This is a genomic window from Klebsiella sp. H-Nf2 (assembly GCF_002806645.1).
Classification (GTDB): domain Bacteria; phylum Pseudomonadota; class Gammaproteobacteria; order Enterobacterales; family Enterobacteriaceae; genus Klebsiella; species Klebsiella variicola.
The window spans coordinates 18,525-37,487 of sequence record NZ_PIBL01000001.1 but is presented as its reverse complement, the minus strand read 5'-3'; the positions used below and the strand labels follow the sequence as shown (position 1 = coordinate 37,487).

Annotated in this window: 7 protein-coding genes and 1 pseudogene; 2 read left to right on the top strand and 6 right to left on the bottom strand. The window is 52.6% G+C overall.

Annotated features, from left to right (window positions below):
* Positions 1–34 precede the first annotated feature (34 nt).
* Both CWM58_RS00180 and CWM58_RS29105 read left to right on the top strand, forming a co-directional pair.
* Positions 35–823, top strand: coding sequence for an arylamine N-acetyltransferase family protein (locus tag CWM58_RS00180; protein WP_061155036.1), 789 nt, complete (start codon positions 35–37; stop codon positions 821–823).
* 180 nt (positions 824–1,003) lie between these two features.
* The gene (locus CWM58_RS29105; protein WP_319823385.1) at positions 1,004–1,225 is read left to right on the top strand and encodes a YnfU family zinc-binding protein; all 222 of its coding nucleotides are present in this window, start codon (positions 1,004–1,006) and stop codon (positions 1,223–1,225) included.
* 274 nt (positions 1,226–1,499) lie between these two features.
* On the opposite strand, the pseudogene CWM58_RS00170 reads toward CWM58_RS29105, so the two are convergent.
* The 6 genes and pseudogenes from CWM58_RS00170 to CWM58_RS00145 form a co-directional block, all read right to left on the bottom strand.
* Positions 1,500–1,667 (bottom strand): annotated as a pseudogene (locus tag CWM58_RS00170) (isocitrate/isopropylmalate family dehydrogenase); the annotation flags it as partial.
* Positions 1,668–1,984: 317 nt separating this feature from the next.
* Positions 1,985–2,308: a hypothetical protein gene (locus tag CWM58_RS28015; protein ID WP_123806412.1), complete on the bottom strand. Its 324-nt coding sequence runs from the start codon at positions 2,306–2,308 to the stop codon at positions 1,985–1,987.
* A 5-nt stretch (positions 2,309–2,313) separates the two neighbouring features.
* A complete protein-coding gene (locus CWM58_RS00160) occupies positions 2,314–3,006 on the bottom strand; it encodes an EAL domain-containing protein (RefSeq protein ID WP_100679903.1) in 693 nt (230 codons plus the stop codon).
* A 355-nt stretch (positions 3,007–3,361) separates the two neighbouring features.
* Positions 3,362–4,420, bottom strand: a complete 1,059-nt coding sequence (locus CWM58_RS00155) for a diguanylate cyclase (RefSeq protein WP_023322373.1) — start codon at positions 4,418–4,420, stop codon at positions 3,362–3,364.
* Positions 4,421–4,842: 422 nt separating this feature from the next.
* On the bottom strand, positions 4,843–6,252 hold the full coding sequence (locus tag CWM58_RS00150; protein ID WP_044522218.1) for a tail fiber domain-containing protein: 1,410 nt from the start codon (positions 6,250–6,252) through the stop codon (positions 4,843–4,845).
* A gap of 61 nt (positions 6,253–6,313) precedes the next feature.
* A complete protein-coding gene (locus tag CWM58_RS00145; RefSeq protein WP_100679902.1) occupies positions 6,314–18,901 on the bottom strand; it encodes a DUF1983 domain-containing protein in 12,588 nt (4,195 codons plus the stop codon).
* Positions 18,902–18,963 lie beyond the last annotated feature (62 nt).

Genomic DNA, 18,963 nt, shown 5'->3' with positions numbered 1-18,963 from the left:
AGTAATGCCGAACCCGATTAATCAAGGTGGCATTATGCATAGCGACAACTTCGACCTTTCAACTTATTTCCGTCGTATAAACTACACTGGGCATGCAGCTGCCGATACCGCCACGCTGCACGCGCTCATGCGTCATCAACTCTTTTCAGTGCCCTTCGAGAATCTGGATGTACAAGCTGGCAAAATCGTCTCCCTGGTACCAGAAGACATTGCAGACAAGCTGCTACAACAAGGTCGTGGTGGATACTGCTATGAGGTCAATGGGCTCTTTGCAATGGCGTTAGGCGCTTTAGGTATTTCCTACCGTTTCGTTGCAGCTCGTCCGATGTTCTACCCAGCACGCCGACCAAAAACGCATATGGCATTAATTGCTGAAGTCGATGACCGCCTGTGGCTTTGCGATCTAGGGTTCGGCAGCTATGGTATTCGCGCACCGATCGCCTTAGACATGCTAGATACCGATATTGAACAGGATTTCGACACCTTCCGACTTATCCGTGACGTTAATAGCGAGTACCTGCTACAAGCGAAGGTGGAGGGTGAATGGGCCAATCAATACAGTTTTGATCTATCACCCCAGGAGTGGATTGATTTCGTCCCAGCCAATTACCTCAACTCCACCCATCCTGATGCCATCTTTGTGCAGAAGCTACTTATCGTGCAGCACAGCTCCGAGGGGCGCCTGATTTTGCTAGGTAATGTGTTGAAAATAATCACCGCAGAGGGCGTAGAGAAGCAGCAACTAACGGAAGGCGATATTGCCCGCGTACTGAAAAAACGATTTGCTCTGTCTGTACCGCAATACATCGGGAAGGCAGTGTAATCCTGAGCGCCGCCTTCCCTTTGTTTATCCTAATGAAATATACAGAGGGCTGGCTGGCATACCTATCGCAGACGACTCATTCAACACCCTATGGTTTGGATGTTGTTTTAATTCGGTTGAAGTACTGTTGCAAATAGACCCTTCATTGATGAGGTAGTTGTGAAATTCAGTACGGGCTATATGTCTGTTGATAGTGTATGGTTACGGTCCATTTATTATCGGAAAAATCATATGCAACAACGCAATAATTCAAAAAACAATCGCAACTATCTCATCAAATGTACCTGCCCTAACTGCACCAACCAATCAGAACATAGTCACACCCGAGTCCAAAAAGGTTCTGCGCTGATGTGTCCCCACTGTAGTAAGATTTTCACTCAAGACAAGCCCCCCTTCGCTTAGGCATACATTGTCATAAACTCAGGTAAAGCATCAACTGCACTTCATACCTCGCCAGCATGAATGTCCTGATGCTTTACGTGAGGGGCCTCACCTCCTCTCTTACCCGCCCTCATAAAACTCAACAGCAAACGGATAGATACCATGATCATCGAGGATGGGGTGAACAAAAGTGGTTTATGAGGTTTTTCGGGAGGGCGTTTTGATAGCCGTTCAAAAACTAATAACAAAAACGGGAACCACCAGGTTCCCGTTCTGACATAATCTGGGGGCCAGATTACATGTTCGCGATGATCGCGTCGCCAAACTCTGAACATTTCAGCAGCTTAGCGCCTTCCATCAGACGTTCGAAGTCATAGGTCACGGTCTTGGCGGCGATAGCGCCTTCCATGCCTTTGACGATCAGGTCTGCGGCTTCGAACCACTGCATGTGACGCAGCAGTAGTTAACTAACAACATCATTACTTATTGATTTAAAAAGAAAAATAGGTGTTTTTGATATGTGGTTAATGTTTTTAGCCTAAGCCCTAACCTATTGAAATTCATTAGTATATTTTCAGTTTTGATAACTGGCTTTGAGTTTTTCAGCTCATCTGGAGGGTGAATTATTAGCCAATAATACTCACTCCCTGTGAGTCGGGTTAAATATTTCGGATGTTCTAATTCATGCTTTGAAAGCATTATAAAAATACTATAAAAAAGCCTCGAAATTCGAGGCTTTCATTGAAAGCACCATCACTATAATATTATTTTAATAATTATCTACCATGTGATTATTGCTCTTTTCCAAACCATCTTCCCTTTTTTCTCTTCTTTTAAATACAGAATCTTTTTCATAATAAAATAAAAAACAAGAGAAAACGCAATTATAGCAATATATGCACCGATACCGAAAGATACCAGAAACACAACTAAGATTCCAAAGAGCGCAACCAGTAAAGACGTGCCGATAGATACCAAATTAATTCTTGTGCGAGCGTCTCTTGATACATATCCTTTAATCTGAAATGCATGGCAACTTTGGCAGTGGTCCTCAGCAATTAAATATGCACCACAAAATGGACATTTTTTATCTTTTGTTATCATTTATTTTAAATCTCGACATAATAGTAATCGCTCATCCACAACCTTCCCTGGCAAGCGCAATCAACAACAGAATGTACTTTATTTTTTTGTTCTATTGTCTCAACTCCCTCAACAATTACGAAATTGCAGTATGATTTTACTTCATTTAATATCTTAAATAATTTACTCTCATACTGTATTTCCCAGAAATAATCTTTATCGATTTTTATACATTCAAAATTAAACATCTGAATAATTGTAATACTTGTTAAACCCCTCCCAAAATCATCCAGCCATACTGGACACAATTTCGAAAGACACTTTAAGTCAATCATACAGCATTTAGTATTAAATTCATGAAACTCTTCGTTAATCTCAAAGGCAATGTTTTTTTGTTTTTTTAAGTAATCGCTAATATATTTATCATTCAAGATATAATCGCTAATTAGACTGTCAACATTCAACGAAACTGGCTTTAACTTCAATTTAGAAGCATCAATTTCTTCAATTATCAATATCTGTTTATTAAACAAATCGATTTTTTCTTTGTCACTTAGTGTGCTGAAACAAAAAGCACTTTCATTAGCAAGATAACCATTAGCATTCTTTTTTTTAACATTTTTCGTGAGAATTTCCCAAGAATGTACAGAACCATCTTTTTTGTAAGATGGTTCTAAAACAAATCTACAGGATTCTATTTCCACACTGTTCTTTATCATTAAAAAAACACCGGAACTAAGAATAATCCTAATCGTGTCATAATTAAATATGAAAGAGAAATAGTTTAAAATGATCGATAACGATCTAATGATAGACAAAAACTATCATACTTTGAGTATCGATCGATCATTCAAATCAAATGAAAAGGAAGGTTAAAAAAGAAACATGATTTCAATATTAAAGCTATTTGGATCAGATAGTTGCATTACGCGAATGACTTGGGTGGCAGATGTCCAATGTAAGTTGAAAGGCGCTTATGGTTTCGAAGAGATTTATCCTTGTTATAATTGTGGATAATAAACGTGCTTAAACATATATATGTATAAAATCATGAGAAAAGAAATCATATCTTCTTCAATTATTTGGCATGCAATATCCATTCTTTCCGTTACGTTTAACTTCATATAGCATTTCATCAGCCTCTTTGATCCACTCGATGATTGATTCTTTATTTTCTGCACAAGAAATACCGATACTGACAGTACAGTACATATCTTTGTGGGAAGGCAATGAAAGATCTTTAATATTTTTTTGAATTAAATGAACCATAGCTATAACAAGCTTGTTATTACTGTTGTTAACAATAATAGCCAACTCATCGCCACCAATTCTTGCTGGCACGTCCTTCACACCAGCGCACTCTCGTAATATTGTTGATATACGAGATAACACCGCATCGCCTACTTCATGACCATAGGTATCATTAATTTTTTTAAAATTATCAACATCAATGAGCATAAGATATGAATGAATTCTTTTTTTACGCGTCGCACGAAAAGCACTTTCCATTTTCTGCTCAAAAAAACGGCGATTTGGAAGATCTAGACCAGGATCCATCAGGGCCTGCTTTTCCAGTAACTCCCTTCTTTTCCTCAACTTTATAGATAAATGTCTTGAAACTACACTCAATACAATGGGATAGCAGGTTGCCAAGGGTAAAGAAAGCAATACCGTTCGGGTACTGAATTCAATCGTATATCTGAAATCATTTGCTAACCAAACTGTCAGGAAACTAATCATCATACACGTTAATGCTGGTTTTAAAATTTTCCATCCACCAGCAGCATAGCGATCAGCTATTTGAACTGAAATTATGAATAATGATGGAATTGGACTAACTTGCATTACGGCTATCCAGATACCAGCCCAGAATGAATCAAGTATCATATTCTTTTTTTCAGTACCCAGCATATCCTTCGACATCATGCTTGCCAGATAAGCAACCGATGGCCAGATGAGTGCATTAAGAATTAACAAGGCTATTGTTATTTTTTGATGTGACTGCTCCTGGAGGACAGAGTATATAGGGAGAAAGCAAAGAACGACACCTATCTGACGTAAAAAATATACTCGTTTAATAAACGATGAATTTCTATCAGAAATGTATTTTTCATCCGGGAAATTTGTTAACATAGAAAGCCTATTAAAAATCGCTAAGAACCGATATCACTACAACCCACTAAATAACAAGATAAAACCGCCCTGCATTACAAATTTATAACATGGGTGTAAAAATTACAAGATTGCACCTCAATTAATTATAAACGTGTCAATAATAATATTTAGCATCCATTACCCTGAATCTATCTTTATGATTTCTATCTGATGGAAAGTAATACTTTAGTTTTAAATCCTTAAACATGAAAACCCAACAGGATTTAGCACTATTGCATTATTAATTTTGGTAGGTTATTAAAAAACGACACAACATCTGACCAGTAGAAGTTTACTTGAACTTACTTATCGTTTACTTCAAATTATTCTGTGATGTACACAGCAATTAATGTCGTTTCAGTTGCCCCCGGCAAGTGCCTCCGGGGGATTTTTTATGCTCCTCAACTTTCTAGGGCGTCAACTCGCCTAAGCAAATCCTGTACCACGGTCACCAAATCGGCGATGATTGCCGTGTAATCCACATTCATCACTCTGAATTTTTCGCCATCAATCTCCTGCTCGATGCCGAGGAAAGTATACAGATCGTCAGCTTTTTCAGCCTGCTGGGCGATAAATCCACGCCTCCGGCGCGTTTCACCCTTCATGTTGAACTCGCATACCCCCAGCGCGTTAATGCGCCTGGAGGCACCTTCCCGAGATTCCGTAAAATCCTCTTTAAGCCGCACGTCTGAGCCGGTGGTCAGGACGTCCCCTTTGCCAGTGGAAATGGTGCCGCCAGCACGGAAGATCCATGCATCAGTTCGGCCATAACCATCGAGATAGACAACCGCCCTGTGCTCCGAACCCACAGACTCTTCAACATAATAGTTTGCTACCGCACCACGGGCATCGCCAAAGCCGCCACGCCCTTGAATCATCGACTGGAACGGTGCGCCGGTGATCAGTTGTCCATTCGCTGGATTGCTCGGGGCAACGCTTCTCGCCATGAGTGCTCCCCAGGCGTATAGATGCTTTTTACACATAAAGGCCCCTTCGAGAGTCAGCTCACCTGCTACGTTCTCGATAAGCCGTGTTGTGTAATCGGCGGTACTATCGTTGAAATGAAAGTCGATGTATGGCGTACTCATCGATAGCTCAATGGCCTGCGCAAAATATTTCCCCGCGCTGATGTTGCCCGGAACAGCCAGATTGCCGGCGCTATCGACCCCCATAATCTCCGTCTGGGTATCTTCAGGGCTGATGGTCGCCTTATTTCCTTTCACCACGCTGAAGCGCGTTCCGCTGCCCACCATCAGCTTCCCGTAGGTGCCTGATTTTTTGACCAGTCCAATATCGTTGTTCCTGCCAAGAATAAAACCGGCATTATCGCTGGTTATAACCTGCGAGCCGTCGAGGTCGTTTCCTCCAGTGAGTTTTGCCAGTGCGTTAAGATCCGATGCCTTCGCCATCCCGGCTATCGCCGGTACGGTCACCTGCTTTCCGGTGATCGGGTCAGTCAGGGTGATATTGCCGCTGCCGGTCAGGGCCATCGACCAGCCCTCCACCACACTACGCCAGAATGCAAATGCGCTGGCCAGCTGGTTAGCAAACGACGAGGTGCTGGCGGTTTCAGCGGTAATAATGCCGTAACAGGCACCGGAAAATGCGGTGGTGATATTCCGGGTCAGCGTCAGTTGCGTGTCGCTATCCACAGATTTGATCGCATACAGGTCAGCACTACCGCTGCGGTAGACCACCAGAATCGACCCGGGCAGTATCCCCAGCGCCTCCTGTGACCATTTTGTTGTCGCACCTGTCACCCGTGCCTGCGACGCTGCACCCGTGACGGTGCCGACTTCATACATCGCCATAATAAAATTCCTCCTGGATGGTTTTCCCTGGAAAAAGAAAAGGCCCCTAGCGGGGCCTTTGTTAGCTAAATGAACTGCTGTCCGTTCGGAAGGCGGTTGCGGTGATGTTCTCGACTGTGCAGGTGTAATCAATCGCGGCATTTCGACCTGTAGCCTTGATAAAGAAGCCGACATTGTTGTAGTCAGCATCCAGGCGCGCGGCAAACCGCAATTCAAAGGCCGTGGTGCCAGCTGTGATATTACCGGCATCGACGAAGATACGGCGGGTTACCTCCTGCCCACCAATGTTGAACGTAATATCAGAGGTATACCCCAGGCCACTGCCCGTCCCATAGGTCTGGCACACCAGGGTGCAGGCCAGAACCACTGTCATGCTATACCCCCTGTTCTGATACGCACCGTTCCGCTGTACCGTCTGGTTGCGGCGGAAGGTCAGGCTGTCGTAACCTTTTGCCACCGCAATGTCACCGATGAACGCATCCGCCTGGACAGTGCCACGGAACACGCCGCTATTCGCTTCGACCCTGCCGCGAACGATCACGTTATTGAACTGCGAAGAGCCATCCTTGGCGATACGCCAGCCTTGCGACCCGTCAACAAAGTTATTCGAGCGGATCTCGTTGCCGATCTTCGCGTTCGTGATGGAACCGTCCGCGATTTTGGTTGAGGTCAGGGAACTGTTTTTGATACGTGCCGTATCGATATACAGTTCATTGCCTTCGGCAATCATCACCGGCACTGCCGTCGCATTGTTACGGTTAAACAGCGAGAAGCGGTCGGCGTAGAGGATCATGTCGCTTGTTTCACCATTGCTGCCCAGCGTAATCCCCGCGCCAACATTCTTCCCGTTAACCGTCTCAACCTTCATCGACCACAGCGAACTCACCGTACCATTCACATCCGCCACGGTTTTAGCGGTGTTTTGAACGGAAGCGCTGAGATCCCCGACACTGGATGTCAGGGTCGTCTGCTGCGCTGCCAGCGCCTCCAGTGCCGTTGCATGCGTCTGCTGGGTACTGGTGATACTGGCCACCGATTTAATCGTGTTGTCCAGCGTCGTCTGGTTTTTGATGTTGGCGGCCGCCTGCGCGTCAATCTGCGACTGAAGCGAGGTATTCAGGCTGGCCTGTGTGCTCTGGCTGTCGCTCAGCGTCTTCGCCATGTTATCGACGCGGGAGTTGGCGTTATCCACTTTCGAGGCCAGTGCTGTCTGCTGCTGCGCCTGGGCAGTGATTTTCCCTTCGGCATCCGTTACGCGCGCCGTCAGGCCGCTCACGGCGCTCGCCGTCGCGTCAGAGGCATCCTGTGCCGCTTTCGCATCGGTAACATCCGTGATGACCAGATCGTCGAGATACAGTGAATAGCCAGGGGTACCGTTGCCGGTGGCGCCACGGGTGGAGATCCAGACCACCGCGCGTGTTCTTCCTGCCCCGTTGTTACTGGCGATACCCGTGAATTTCACCCACTTATCGCGCGCGCCCAGAGAGGCTTCGCTGACAGTGACCGCCGCCTGCCACGCATTTTGCCCGGCAGCATTCTGCGACTGGATACCGACCAGCGTTGTCCACCCGGAGGAGGGCGCCTGATCCGCCGGCATCATGGCCCAGAACTCAAACCGGAACTTCGCGTCCTCACGGACTGACTGCCAGGTGCCAAGCTGTTTATCACTGTTGCCGCTGTTGTTCTCATCCCGTCTCAACTTCAGGCTCTTACCGCCGGTGAATTTCTGAGACGCCACCACAACGGCTGTGCCGTTCCCGCCCAGCACCTGGCCATCGCTGTAGCTTTCAAACGTACCGTCAACCCACGGATTAGCTCCCTGAGTGCGGATGGTATTGATGGTGCTGGTCAGCGACGTGATGCTCTGCGACTGGCTGGTGATGGTGTTTTCCACCTGGCTTACGCGACCGGTCAGTGAACTCACCGCGGACGTGTCAGCCTTTTTACCCAGCTCAGTATTCATCGTGGTCAAGCTGTTCTGCAGACTGGTGAGCTGCTGCGACTGCGAATCCAGTTTACCCTCGGCAGACGTCATCCGGGTGGTCAACCCGGTGACAGCGCTTTGCTCGGCCTTCTTACTGACCGCCGCATTCGTGACGGCCAGATCGCCGCTGAGTTTCGTCAGCTGCTGCGCCTGGGTGGTGATAGCCCCTTCAGCAGCGGTGACGCGCGTATTCATCTGAGAAATGGCCCCGGCATTAGCTGCGATATCCTTTTCATCCGTAACATCGAGGACATGGAAATCATCGAAATACATTGCCCCCGCGCTGAGGAAGGTCGTCAGCTGGAAACTGGCCGTCGTGGTCTTCGTGGCTTTCCAGTCAAACGTTACCAGTTGCCAGCCAGAACTAAACGGTCCGTAGTTTGAGCCGACCAGCAGGCCAGTGCTGTCAGCCACACGAAACTTCGTGTTACCCGCATCTTTAATCGTGGTCCCCGAGTCCTGCTTCGCCCATACCCCCATGCGGTAGGTACGGCCCTGCGTGATACTGATTTCCTGTCCGACCAGGTTCGACTGGCCGGCGGACATTTTCAGCGCCTTGTTACCCGAGTGCGGAACCTGTAAATCGGCTACCGTCGCGGTACTGCTCCAGCCGGTAAAGCCCGCCGCGCCGCGCTCAAAACTGCCGTTGACAATCAGGTTGCCCGGCATTTTCCCGCTGGCGTCAATATCCGCTGCCGTCTGGCTCAGGCTGTTACTCAGTTGCGTCAGAGAATCTCCCTGCGCACTGAGTGTTTTGCCCTGCTCCGTGACCTGGTTCTGCAGGGTGTTCATCGCGCTTGCGTCCGCTTTTTTGTTCACGTTCGCATTCGTCGTGGCCAGATCGCTGCTGAGTTTTGTCAGCGCGCTGTTAGCTGCCGCGATGTCATTCCCCTGCTGCGTCACCGTGCCCTGCAGCTGCGTCACCGCTGTCGTGTCAGCCTTTTTACTCACCGTATCGTGTGTCGACCGGAGGCTGTTCTCCAGCGAGGTGGTCCGCGTGCCGATGCTGCTGAGCGTATCGCCCTGCTGGATAACCGTGGTGGTCAGTGAATCCACCGCTTTTGCGGTCGCATCTGCGGTTTTCTGCGCACTGTTCGCCGCCGTCACGTTACGCATATGCCAGTCGGCAGCGTACCAGACAGTGCCGAACGGGCTGCTCTGATTAACCTGCAGGAACGGTCGCAGGAAGTTCGTGTCTGCCGGCACAGTAAAGCGCCAGGTGGCTCGTTTCCACGCGGTGGTGGTCTTGGTGTTTCCCCCGGACGCTCTCGCCCCAATACCACCAGTAGCAGTGGTGGCCCGACCGATATAGAAGTTAAAGTCAGCGCTGCCGGTACCACACGCTACCAGAGCAGACATTTCGAAAACGTCGCCCGGCGTCACGGCGATGTTGTTAATTTTTGGCACATGGTCTCGCCCGGCCAGCCGGACGGCATACCTGAACGGGCAGTCAGCCGGCACACCATCGGCGGTGGTCTCCACCACGTCATAACCCATGCGGTCATACGCCGGATCAAATGACGGGTTTGGAATGTAATCATCCCCGGCAGCATTCCCGGCGTTCACCGCTGCCGTCAGGCTGACGATGTTGCTGTTGGCTGCCGTGAGGCCTGCCTCGGTTTTCTCCACCCGGCCAGTCAGCGCGTTAAGCGCCGTCTGATCCGCTTTGGTGTTGACCTTATCGGTAGTGCTGCTCAAATCGCCCTGCAGCTTCGTGATAGCCTGCCCCTGGGAGGTGATTTTGCCTTCCGCACTGCTGACCCGGCTGGTGAGATCACTCACCGACTGCGCGCTGGCCTTTTGTGCCACGTTGTTGTTGGTGGTGTTCAGGCTGTTCTGCAGATTCGTGATGCTCTGAGACTGCGCGGTCAGCTGCCCCTCGGCATTCGTCACCCGACTGGTAAGGCTGTTAATGGCCGATGTGTTCGCGGTAATACCGCTGGCCGCATCATCCGGACTCGGTGACCAGTCGGTCATCACGGTCCCGGTTTCCAGCTGAGGGCGGCAGAGCCAGACTTCTTTGTCGGCAGACGTCGCGCTTTCCAGACGCGCGGCAATCAGCCGTTTGGTGCCACTGGTGGCAGGAATAACCCATTTCACCCAGTAACGCGCCCATGCGGTGGTCAGTTTCGTGACCGCCTTGCCGTCACCGGCCCCGCCTTTAACCCCCTGGCTGGTTTCCGTGGTGGTGGTGTTCGACGGGTTATAGAAATAACTCGCCATCTCCTGCCCGTCATAAGCCCCTTTCGCATAGAAGCTGAATACAAATTCCGTACGCCCGGTAACGTCCAGCGTCTGTTCATCCAGCTGGGTATAACCGGATGCACCTTTCGCCAGCCGGGTGTAGGCCACGCGGTCGCCCAGATAGGTCTCTGTGGCGTGGCGGCTGCTCCATCCTTCCAGTGTGTCCGCATTGCGGATAAGGTTGGTCCCGCCCACGGCCAGGGAGGAAAAGTTGTTTTCCAGGTTCGTCAGCGCGCTGCTTTGCGTGGTCAGATCCCTGCCATGCTGTTCAACGGTGTTCTGCAGGCTCTGCAGCGCCGTTGCATCAGCCTTCTTCGCCACATTGCTGTTGGTCGTGTTCAGGCTGTTTTGCAGGCTGGTCAGGCTGTCTCCCTGCGATTTCAGACCGCCTTCGGTAGCCGTCACGCGGGTCGTCAGATTCGTCAGCGCGCTGGCATCGGCCTTGCCGCTGATATCCTTACCAAGTTGCGTCACATCCGACTGCAGTTTCGTGATCGCGCTGCCCTGAGACGTAATATTCTTCCCGTTCTGCGTGACTGACGCGGACAGACTGGAAAGCGCCTGCGCATTCGCATCGGCGGCATCGAGCGCCGCTTTTGCATCGGTCACGTCAGTGATGATCAGATCATCAATCAGGAAGGCGTCACCCAGGCGAACTTTTGGTGTATTCGGGATGGAGATCCTCACCATTGCCTGTTTCAGCGCGGTTCGGTTGTTGGTCAGATAGCCACTGACTTTTGTCCAGTTGTCCACCGACAACTCGGAGACTTTCACGTTCAGGCCAGGCCACGACCAGCCATTGGCAGAATCCTGGAAGGAAAATCCGAGCACCATATAAACGGTCGGATCGGCGGTCGAGCCAGCCGGCAACTTAACCCACGCCTCCACGTAATAGACCGCGTTATCGCGAACCTGCATGCCCGAAAAGATATGGGTATCGTTATTATCCGTCGCGTTCGGGTTGTACTCCGTACTGCGCGTAACACGCAGGCTTTTGGTCCCGCTGTGCGCAGCTTCACTGGTGATAACGGCGCGGGCATTACTGAGAACATCGCCGACGGCATAGGATTCAAAACTGCCGTCCGGCAGTACGTTGGCTCCCCGTGTCGCCTGCTGCTTCAGCGATGTATTCAGGCTGGTCAGGCTGTCGGCCTGGCTACGGATATCCTTTTCAGTCTGGGTAACCCGGTTGGTCAGTGAACTGACCGCCGACGCATCAGCCTTCTTCGCCACATCGCCTTTGACCCCTTCCAGCGCGTTATTCAGCGCCGTGATGGATTGCCCCTGTGATGTCAGGATGTTCCCCTGGTTCGTCACCGTCCCGGTCAGAGACGAAACAGCATCGCTGGTCGCCTTGATGTTGGTTTCATCGGTGATATCAAACACCCGGACGGAATCGAGCCAGATTTCACCATTTGTCGGATGAGAATAAAGTTTGAAGTTCTGCCCGTCCGCGCCGGCAGCCGTCAATCCGGTTTCCCAGGTGATGGTTTGCCAGTCAGTGGTCAGCGTGACCGTTTTATCCTCATACGTTCTGTCCGTCTGGCCGATTTTGTTCTGGCGACGGATCAGCAGACTCATCGCGCCGGAAACACCTTTGGCCTTCACCACCACCCGATACTTGCGCTGGCCATTCAGCGGCACCGGCTTGTTGTTGTTGGAGAAAATGCCTGGGCTGGTAGTGGTCGTCCGGTTCAGCCGGACCCCCGCTTTCCCGTCCCCGAAATCGCCAAAGGTCACACCGGCTGGATACTGAATATCCCAGGCAGTGCTGCCCTGCAGAAAATCAAAGTTTGGGATCAGGTTGTCGCCGGCGTTGCGGGTGGCCGTCAGCACATTCGCCAGATTTGTCAGCTGCTGGCTCTGTGTGGTCAGTTTCCCTTCCGCCTCTGTCACCCGGTTATCGACCGAAGTCAGTGCCGTTGCATCGGCCTTCTTCGACACATTGCTGTTGGTCGTGTTCAGGCTGTTCTGCAGGTTCGTCAGCTGCTGGCTTTGTGAGGTGATGGCCCCTTCCGCTGTGCTGACCCGGCTCGTCAGTCCGGTAACGGCGTCGGCGGTGGCATCGATGTCCACCCGGTCGGTAACGTCAGTGACGTAAAAATCATCGAAGTAGCGGCTGCCGCTAATCAGATAGTTACTCAGCGTCACCGGCAGGCTGGCTGTCTCCGTCGCTTTCCAGCGACCGGAAATCAGGGTCCAGTTTGTCCCCACCGTACCGCTGTTGTATGGACGCTCAAAAACCGGCTGGCCGGCAGAGTTGCCGATCCGCAGCTTGTTGTTCCCCGCGCCATTATCCGTCGTCGCTCCGGGTTCCTTGACCCACACCCCGATTTCATAGGTGCGCCCCTGAACAAACGGGATGTATTGCCCCGGAGTCACATTCCCCGGATCAACCTTCAGCGCCCGCGTCCCGCTATGAGGAACGGAAACCTCCACCACACTGGTCGCGGTTGACCGCCCGGTGTAACCATCCAGCCCACGTTCAAACGAGGGATTCACGACCAGGTTACCCGGTATCTGCCCGCTGGCATCGATATCTGCCGCGACCTGCGAGAGGCTGTTCGACAGGTTCGTCAGCGAATTGCTCTGGCTCTCCAGCGTTTTGCCCTGCTGCGTCACTTTCGTGTCGAGCGTGGCCAGCGCTGTCGCATCGGCTTTCTGCGCCAGCGCTTTATCGGTATTCGCCAGATTTCCGGTCAGTTTCGTGATGGCGCTGTTCGCAGCAGTCAGGTCGTTGCCCAGCTGTGTGACGGTATTGGTCAAATCCTGCACCGCTGTCGCATCAGCCTTTTTGGCCACTGCGGCATTGGTGGTTGCCAGCCCGTTTTCCAGCTGAGTTGTCCGGTTGCCGGTCGAGGTCAGCAGATTACCCTGTTGCGTCACGGTGGTGGTCAGGGAGTCAACCGCCGCCGCCGTGGCATCCGCAGTATCCTGAACCTTTTGCGCCGCTGTCACATTTCGCATATGCCAGTCCGTAACGAACCATACGGTGCCATACGGGCTGTTCTGCGAGATCTGCAGGAACGGGCGGATATAACCCCTGTCCACCATCGCCTGCGTGACCTTGAAGCGCCAGGTGGTTCTCTGCCAGGTCGCGGAGGGTGATTTCCCGCCCCCCGCCATGAGTGGCGCACCGGTGCTCGTATCTGGCCGAACGGCGGTGCCAACATACAGATTAAAATTCGCCGTGCCGGCGCCGCAGGCAACCAGTGCGCTGATCTCAATCACATCGTTAAGCGTGGCCGGGAACGCGGCAAAGTTAGGATGGTGATCCCGGCTGGCAATTCGGGCCGCATAACCATACGGGCAGCCCAGCGGGACCTCCTCAGCCGTCGTGGCTACCACGCTGAACCCCATCTGGTCATACGCCGGGTCAAACGTCGGGTTGGGAATTAAATCCCCGCCTGATGCGTTTCCGGCCCGTACAGCGGATTTCAGCGAGGTAATGTTGGCGTTAGCAGCCGTCAGCCCGGATTCCGTCTTCTCCACTCGTCCGGTTAGCGAGTTCATCGCCGTCTGATCCGCTTTGCTGGCCACGTTCGCGTCCGTCTGCGCCAGCGCATTCCGGAGCTGGGTGATGTTCTGCGAATTGCTGACCACATCGTTGCCAATCTGGCTGACATTCGAGCTGATCACGCTGGCTGCGTTTGCCAGCGCGGAAACCCCGAGACCGGAGTACATCTCAGCAACCTGGTCTGACAGCTTCAGGCCCAGGTTGATATACGCCTGGCCGGTCCACTGAGTCACCAGAAACTCAACGGTGTTCCAGCCGGCTTTCAGTTCAAAACTGACGGTATTCCAGCTGGCGTTACCCCAGGCGACCTGCACCCCATTCACAAATATGGCGCCGGTATCATCAAAAACCCTGGCGCCGGGCGCCAGTGTGATGGTGGTATCTGCGGCCACTTTCACCTGGCAGGAATACAGCGCGATCAGATAGCTGCCGGCGGACGTAAAGTCCAGCTTGGCCGCGTCGGCCACCTCATCCACGACCGTTGGCGCCACGGCGCGAACATCGCTGAATGACGGGACTGTCCCGGCGTTAGCCAGCTGCACAGGATAGAGTCGACGGGACCAGCGATTCGGCTGGCCATTGACCAGTTGATTCGACAGGCTGGTGATGCTGTCAGTATTGCTGCGAATATCCCGCCCGTTTTGCTCTACCTGCTGCGTCAAAGCGGTGACCGCAGTCGCCTCCGCTTTCTTCGCCAGCGCGGCATTTGTCGTGCCCAAATCGCTCGTCAGTTTCGTGATGGACTGACCCTGGCTGGTTATCCTGTCGCCCTGCTGGGTAACAACCGACTGCAGCCCGCTCAGTGCCTCATTCGTACCAGCCAGGCCCGTTTCCGTCTGACCAACGCGGTTAGTGAGCGATGTTAACGCGGCGCCCTGCGATGTCAGCGTGGTGCCCTGTTGCTCAACTTTCTGCGTCAGGGACGTCAGCGCGGCCGCATCGGCTTTTTTCCCGAGGCTGGTTTCCAGGCCACCGATACGGCTCGCCTGCGCGCTCAGCTCTGTCGTCAGAGAACTCAGTTCACCAGAAACAGCAGCTTTGTTGTCGTTAAACTGCGTCTGCAGGGACTCTCTGGCCTTAACTTCCGCCGAGATGGCGGTAACGCGCGCAGTTTTTTCCTGGTACAGCAGCCCGGAGGTGACTTTCTCCAGATCGCTCCCATCATAGGAGCCACGCATCTGCGCCGCCAGCGTGCTGCGTGCCTGCGCTTCGGCGGTCAGCGCGTTACTCAGCGTACTGCGCACATCCTGCAGAGCCGCCGTACTGGCACCGGGTGCTGGCCGGCCAACGGCGATCCAGTCGAATTCGATAAAGTTGCTGGCATCCTGCTGGTTCGTCAGGTCCAGGCGAATACGATCAATGTTCCCTGTCCACGGAATATCACGCACCGTCAGGGTTGCCACCCCATCGGCATATTCCGGCTCAGCAACAATGTATCGCTTCGTGTTATTGAAGTTTTCGCCGGCAGACACCCAGCGGATCTCACCCGCCCAGACTGGTTTGCCGGTTTTACGAAAGCGCAGCATGATGAAACGGTACGCCGCACCATCGACAGCCAGCCCGCCAGGAGAGGTAATGTACGGATCGGTGGCGCTGTCCGCCGGGCGTAACCAGCCATCCTGTGACACACCCGGTACGCCGGCGCTGCCGGTCCAGCCCTCGGTCGTCTGATTGTTGAAATGCCAGATAACCTGCGAATCGAACTGGATATTAGCGCCGGCAGCGAGGCTGGACATTTCCCGCGCCAGATTTTCATCGGCGGTCTTCATCACCTGAGTCAGGCTCTCGATACTCGCCTCAATCCCCTGCGTTGCCGCCAGCAGTTCATCAGCGGCCTGTGACGCCTTCGCGTTAACATCGGCGATACGATCCGCGGTCTCCTGCTTCACCGCATTGGTCAGCGTGGTGTTGACCTGAGACAGCGACTGCTTCAGGCCATTTTCGGCAGTCTTTATCTGCGCATTCAATGCGGCATCGCCGTCGGCCAGCGTTTTGCTGACCCTGGCAATCTCCAGGTCGATGGTGGCGTTGATTTCCGCAGCCGTATCAGTGACTGACTGTCTGACCTGGGTGATGCTGTCGGTCAGCGACTTGTTCACAGTTGCGATCTGCTTGTTCGCATCTGCGACGGCGGATTTTGCCTCCTGAATGCCTTTGTTTGCCTGAGCCAGACCAGAATCGAGAGCCTCATTGACCGAGGTGATCTCATCCGTGATGGTTTTATTCGCGGCGGAGATCTTCCCGTCGACATCAGCAGTGATGTTTTTCGCCGATGCATCAATATCCTGGCTGACCTGCTTCGCCTGGTCTTCAGCTTCCTTACGCAGAGCTTCAGCGGTCTGCTCCAGTTCCTGCTGCGTATTGCGGATACCTTCCTGCGTTTCGCTAATGATGCGCTGCGTTTCCTCCCAGGCAGCCGTATCCTTGATCGCGTCAGTCAGGTTTTCGTAGTAGTCATCAAAGTTATCGCTGGCCATCCCCTGGACCCAGCCGGTCCACGGGCTTTCATTGCCAAGACGATCCACAAGGCGCGCCCGATACCAGAATTCGGCGCCCATACTGAGGCCCATCTGCTGATAGCTTTTCCCCGGATAGGCCACGTCTGATAACGGCATCGGTGCACTGCCATCCTGATTTTTGCTGTACTGCAGTTCTGTGCGCAGCGTATCCCCGGAGCCGGTCGGGAACTCCCAGCTAACCTGGACCCCATGAACCAGCGAACGGGTTGCCAGCGCCAGCGGTGCCAGCGGCTCGCCGACCTTGCCGGTCAGGGTTTTCTCTTCGGAATACGCCCAGCCGCTCGAGATCTCCACCGCATTGATCGCACGGACGCGAACCAGGTAACGACCGGCATAAATGCCGCTGACCTCAAACGAGGTGGTCGAGCTGCGCGGCACATTAATCCAGTTCCCGTCGTTACGGCGCCACTGCGCCTCGTAGGCAATAGCGCCGCTGACCGCTGACCAGGTAACCTGCATCGTTTCGACGCTGATCCCCTGATTCACGACCGAGCGGGATGTGATGACAATATCGTCAGGAGGTGACTGGTTGCCCGCCGGCAATACGCTAACCGGGCGCTGGTCGATAATAGCGCCGGTATCGATGCGGGCGAATTTATCCGGGTCATGTGCTACGCCGGTGATCGTGAGGGTGGCATCGCTGTTCTCTTTTACTCCTGTAACCCGGTACTGCTGCAGGAAGAGATCATCGGATTCAATGGCCCAGACGCATTCCCGTTCTGGCGTCTCACTGTACGCCGTTGTGACCGTAATCTGCCGGCGCCCGTTAACAGCCTGAATAGTCCGGCTCTGTGAGATCCCGGATGGCAGGTTTAGCTGGAGGCGGTCGCCAGGTTTGGCATCCACCTCACGATCCAGTGTAATCACCCGGCCATTCACCGCGCTGATTCGCCCGCCGTTGACCCGTCCGGCCAGCAACTCATCCGCCAGGGCAATGATATAACCGGGTTGAGGAATGCGACCGTCCAGCCCCACATCAAACTCAACGACCCGGTCTTTGTTGTTGGTCAGTATGCCCCACAGCCCCTTACGGTGAGCTTCGCTCTGGCGCGTACAGCCAATCGCCGTCATTTCGAGCTGGTTAAAACTGTAGCGGGAAACCAGTTCCGGGATAAACGCCGGCTCCATTGCATCAGCATAAGCATTATCCGGATCAGACCAGGAAATCAGGGCGTTGGTGTACCGAACCTGGCTGCTGCTGCTCGAATAACGGGGTTTGCCGACAATATTGGCGCGCGTATAGGTAAAATCGACATCACGCGGCATATCAGCCTGCACAACAATCTGCTCACCGTTCCAGCAGGTCATGCCCCGGAAAATGGCGGCAAAGTCTCGCAGCACGGTGTAAGCATCGTTGCGTTCCTGGACATAGACGTTACAGGTATAGCGCGGCTCCATGCCGTCACCACCACGCCCGTCAGGAACCAGCTGATCGCAGTACTGTGCAATCTGGTACAACGTCCATTTCGAAATATTGGCGCTGCTCAGACGATTACCGAGACCAAAACGGTCAGCTGTAACAATGTCGTAATAGATCCAGGCCGGGTTATCCGTCCAGGCCCATTTAAACCCGCCGGTCCAGACCCCGGTATATTCACGAGTTTCCGGATTGTAGTTATCCGGCACACGAATCACGCGCCCACGCGGCTCACAGGAAATTTGCGGAATGCTGCCATTCAACTGGCTGGCGTCGAACTCGATATAAAGCAACGCGGTGTTGGGATAACGCAGTTTGGCATCAATCACTTCGGTGTAGCTCTGCAGCGTCATCACGTCGCCGACTTTGACACTGTTCGCATCCGGAGTGATTTTACGCAGGCGTAGCGTCCAGGTACTGCCGGCCTGGGGCAGATCAATACGATGGCTCCGCTCATAGCCGGAGGTGGCTTTACCCGTGACAGCGGTTTCCAGTACCGTCTGCCAGGCGCCGCCATCGGTCTGCAGGTCAATCGCATACTCGACGGTATTGCCCACCACGTCGCCGTCATCTTCCTGTTTCATCAGGGACGGCCATTTCAGGCGGACGCGAACGGCGGATAGCTGGGTATTGGTAAAGGTATGGGTCCAGGCTGTCTTGCTGGAAACTTCCGTTCCTACACTTATTTCATTTTCAGTACCGGGAATACCCTGAATATACGTCTGAGCCTGCGTACCGGGGCGAAATTCCCAGTACACGCCACTGAAGTTTTGCGAACCATCAGCATTTTCAAGCGGGGTACCATCGCGATAAATATTCTTCCCAGTTAAACCACCTGCAAATTCCCCCTCACCTAATGCGATCAGAATTTTGGCTTTCGCAGCGGACTGTAAATCATTCGGCTGTTCCGTCGGTGTACGCGGTTTTGAGTCGCCACCCTTGCGCCCTTTAATTATGTTATTTGCCATATTACGCCCATAAAAAAAGCCACCGCAAGGTGGCCTGAATTGGATGGTTTACTGAATAAAAC

What these genes read in the sequence shown, in the direction of transcription:
- CWM58_RS00180 (WP_061155036.1), top strand. Translation starts at nt 35, where the DNA reads ATGCATAGCGACAACTTCGACCTTTCAACTTATTTCCGTCGTATAAAC.
- CWM58_RS29105 (WP_319823385.1), top strand. Translation starts at nt 1,004, where the DNA reads ATGTCTGTTGATAGTGTATGGTTACGGTCCATTTATTATCGGAAAAAT.
- CWM58_RS28015 (WP_123806412.1), bottom strand. Translation starts at nt 2,308, where the DNA reads ATGATAACAAAAGATAAAAAATGTCCATTTTGTGGTGCATATTTAATT.
- CWM58_RS00160 (WP_100679903.1), bottom strand. Translation starts at nt 3,006, where the DNA reads ATGATAAAGAACAGTGTGGAAATAGAATCCTGTAGATTTGTTTTAGAA.
- CWM58_RS00155 (WP_023322373.1), bottom strand. Translation starts at nt 4,420, where the DNA reads ATGTTAACAAATTTCCCGGATGAAAAATACATTTCTGATAGAAATTCA.
- CWM58_RS00150 (WP_044522218.1), bottom strand. Translation starts at nt 6,252, where the DNA reads ATGGCGATGTATGAAGTCGGCACCGTCACGGGTGCAGCGTCGCAGGCA.
- CWM58_RS00145 (WP_100679902.1), bottom strand. Translation starts at nt 18,901, where the DNA reads ATGGCAAATAACATAATTAAAGGGCGCAAGGGTGGCGACTCAAAACCG.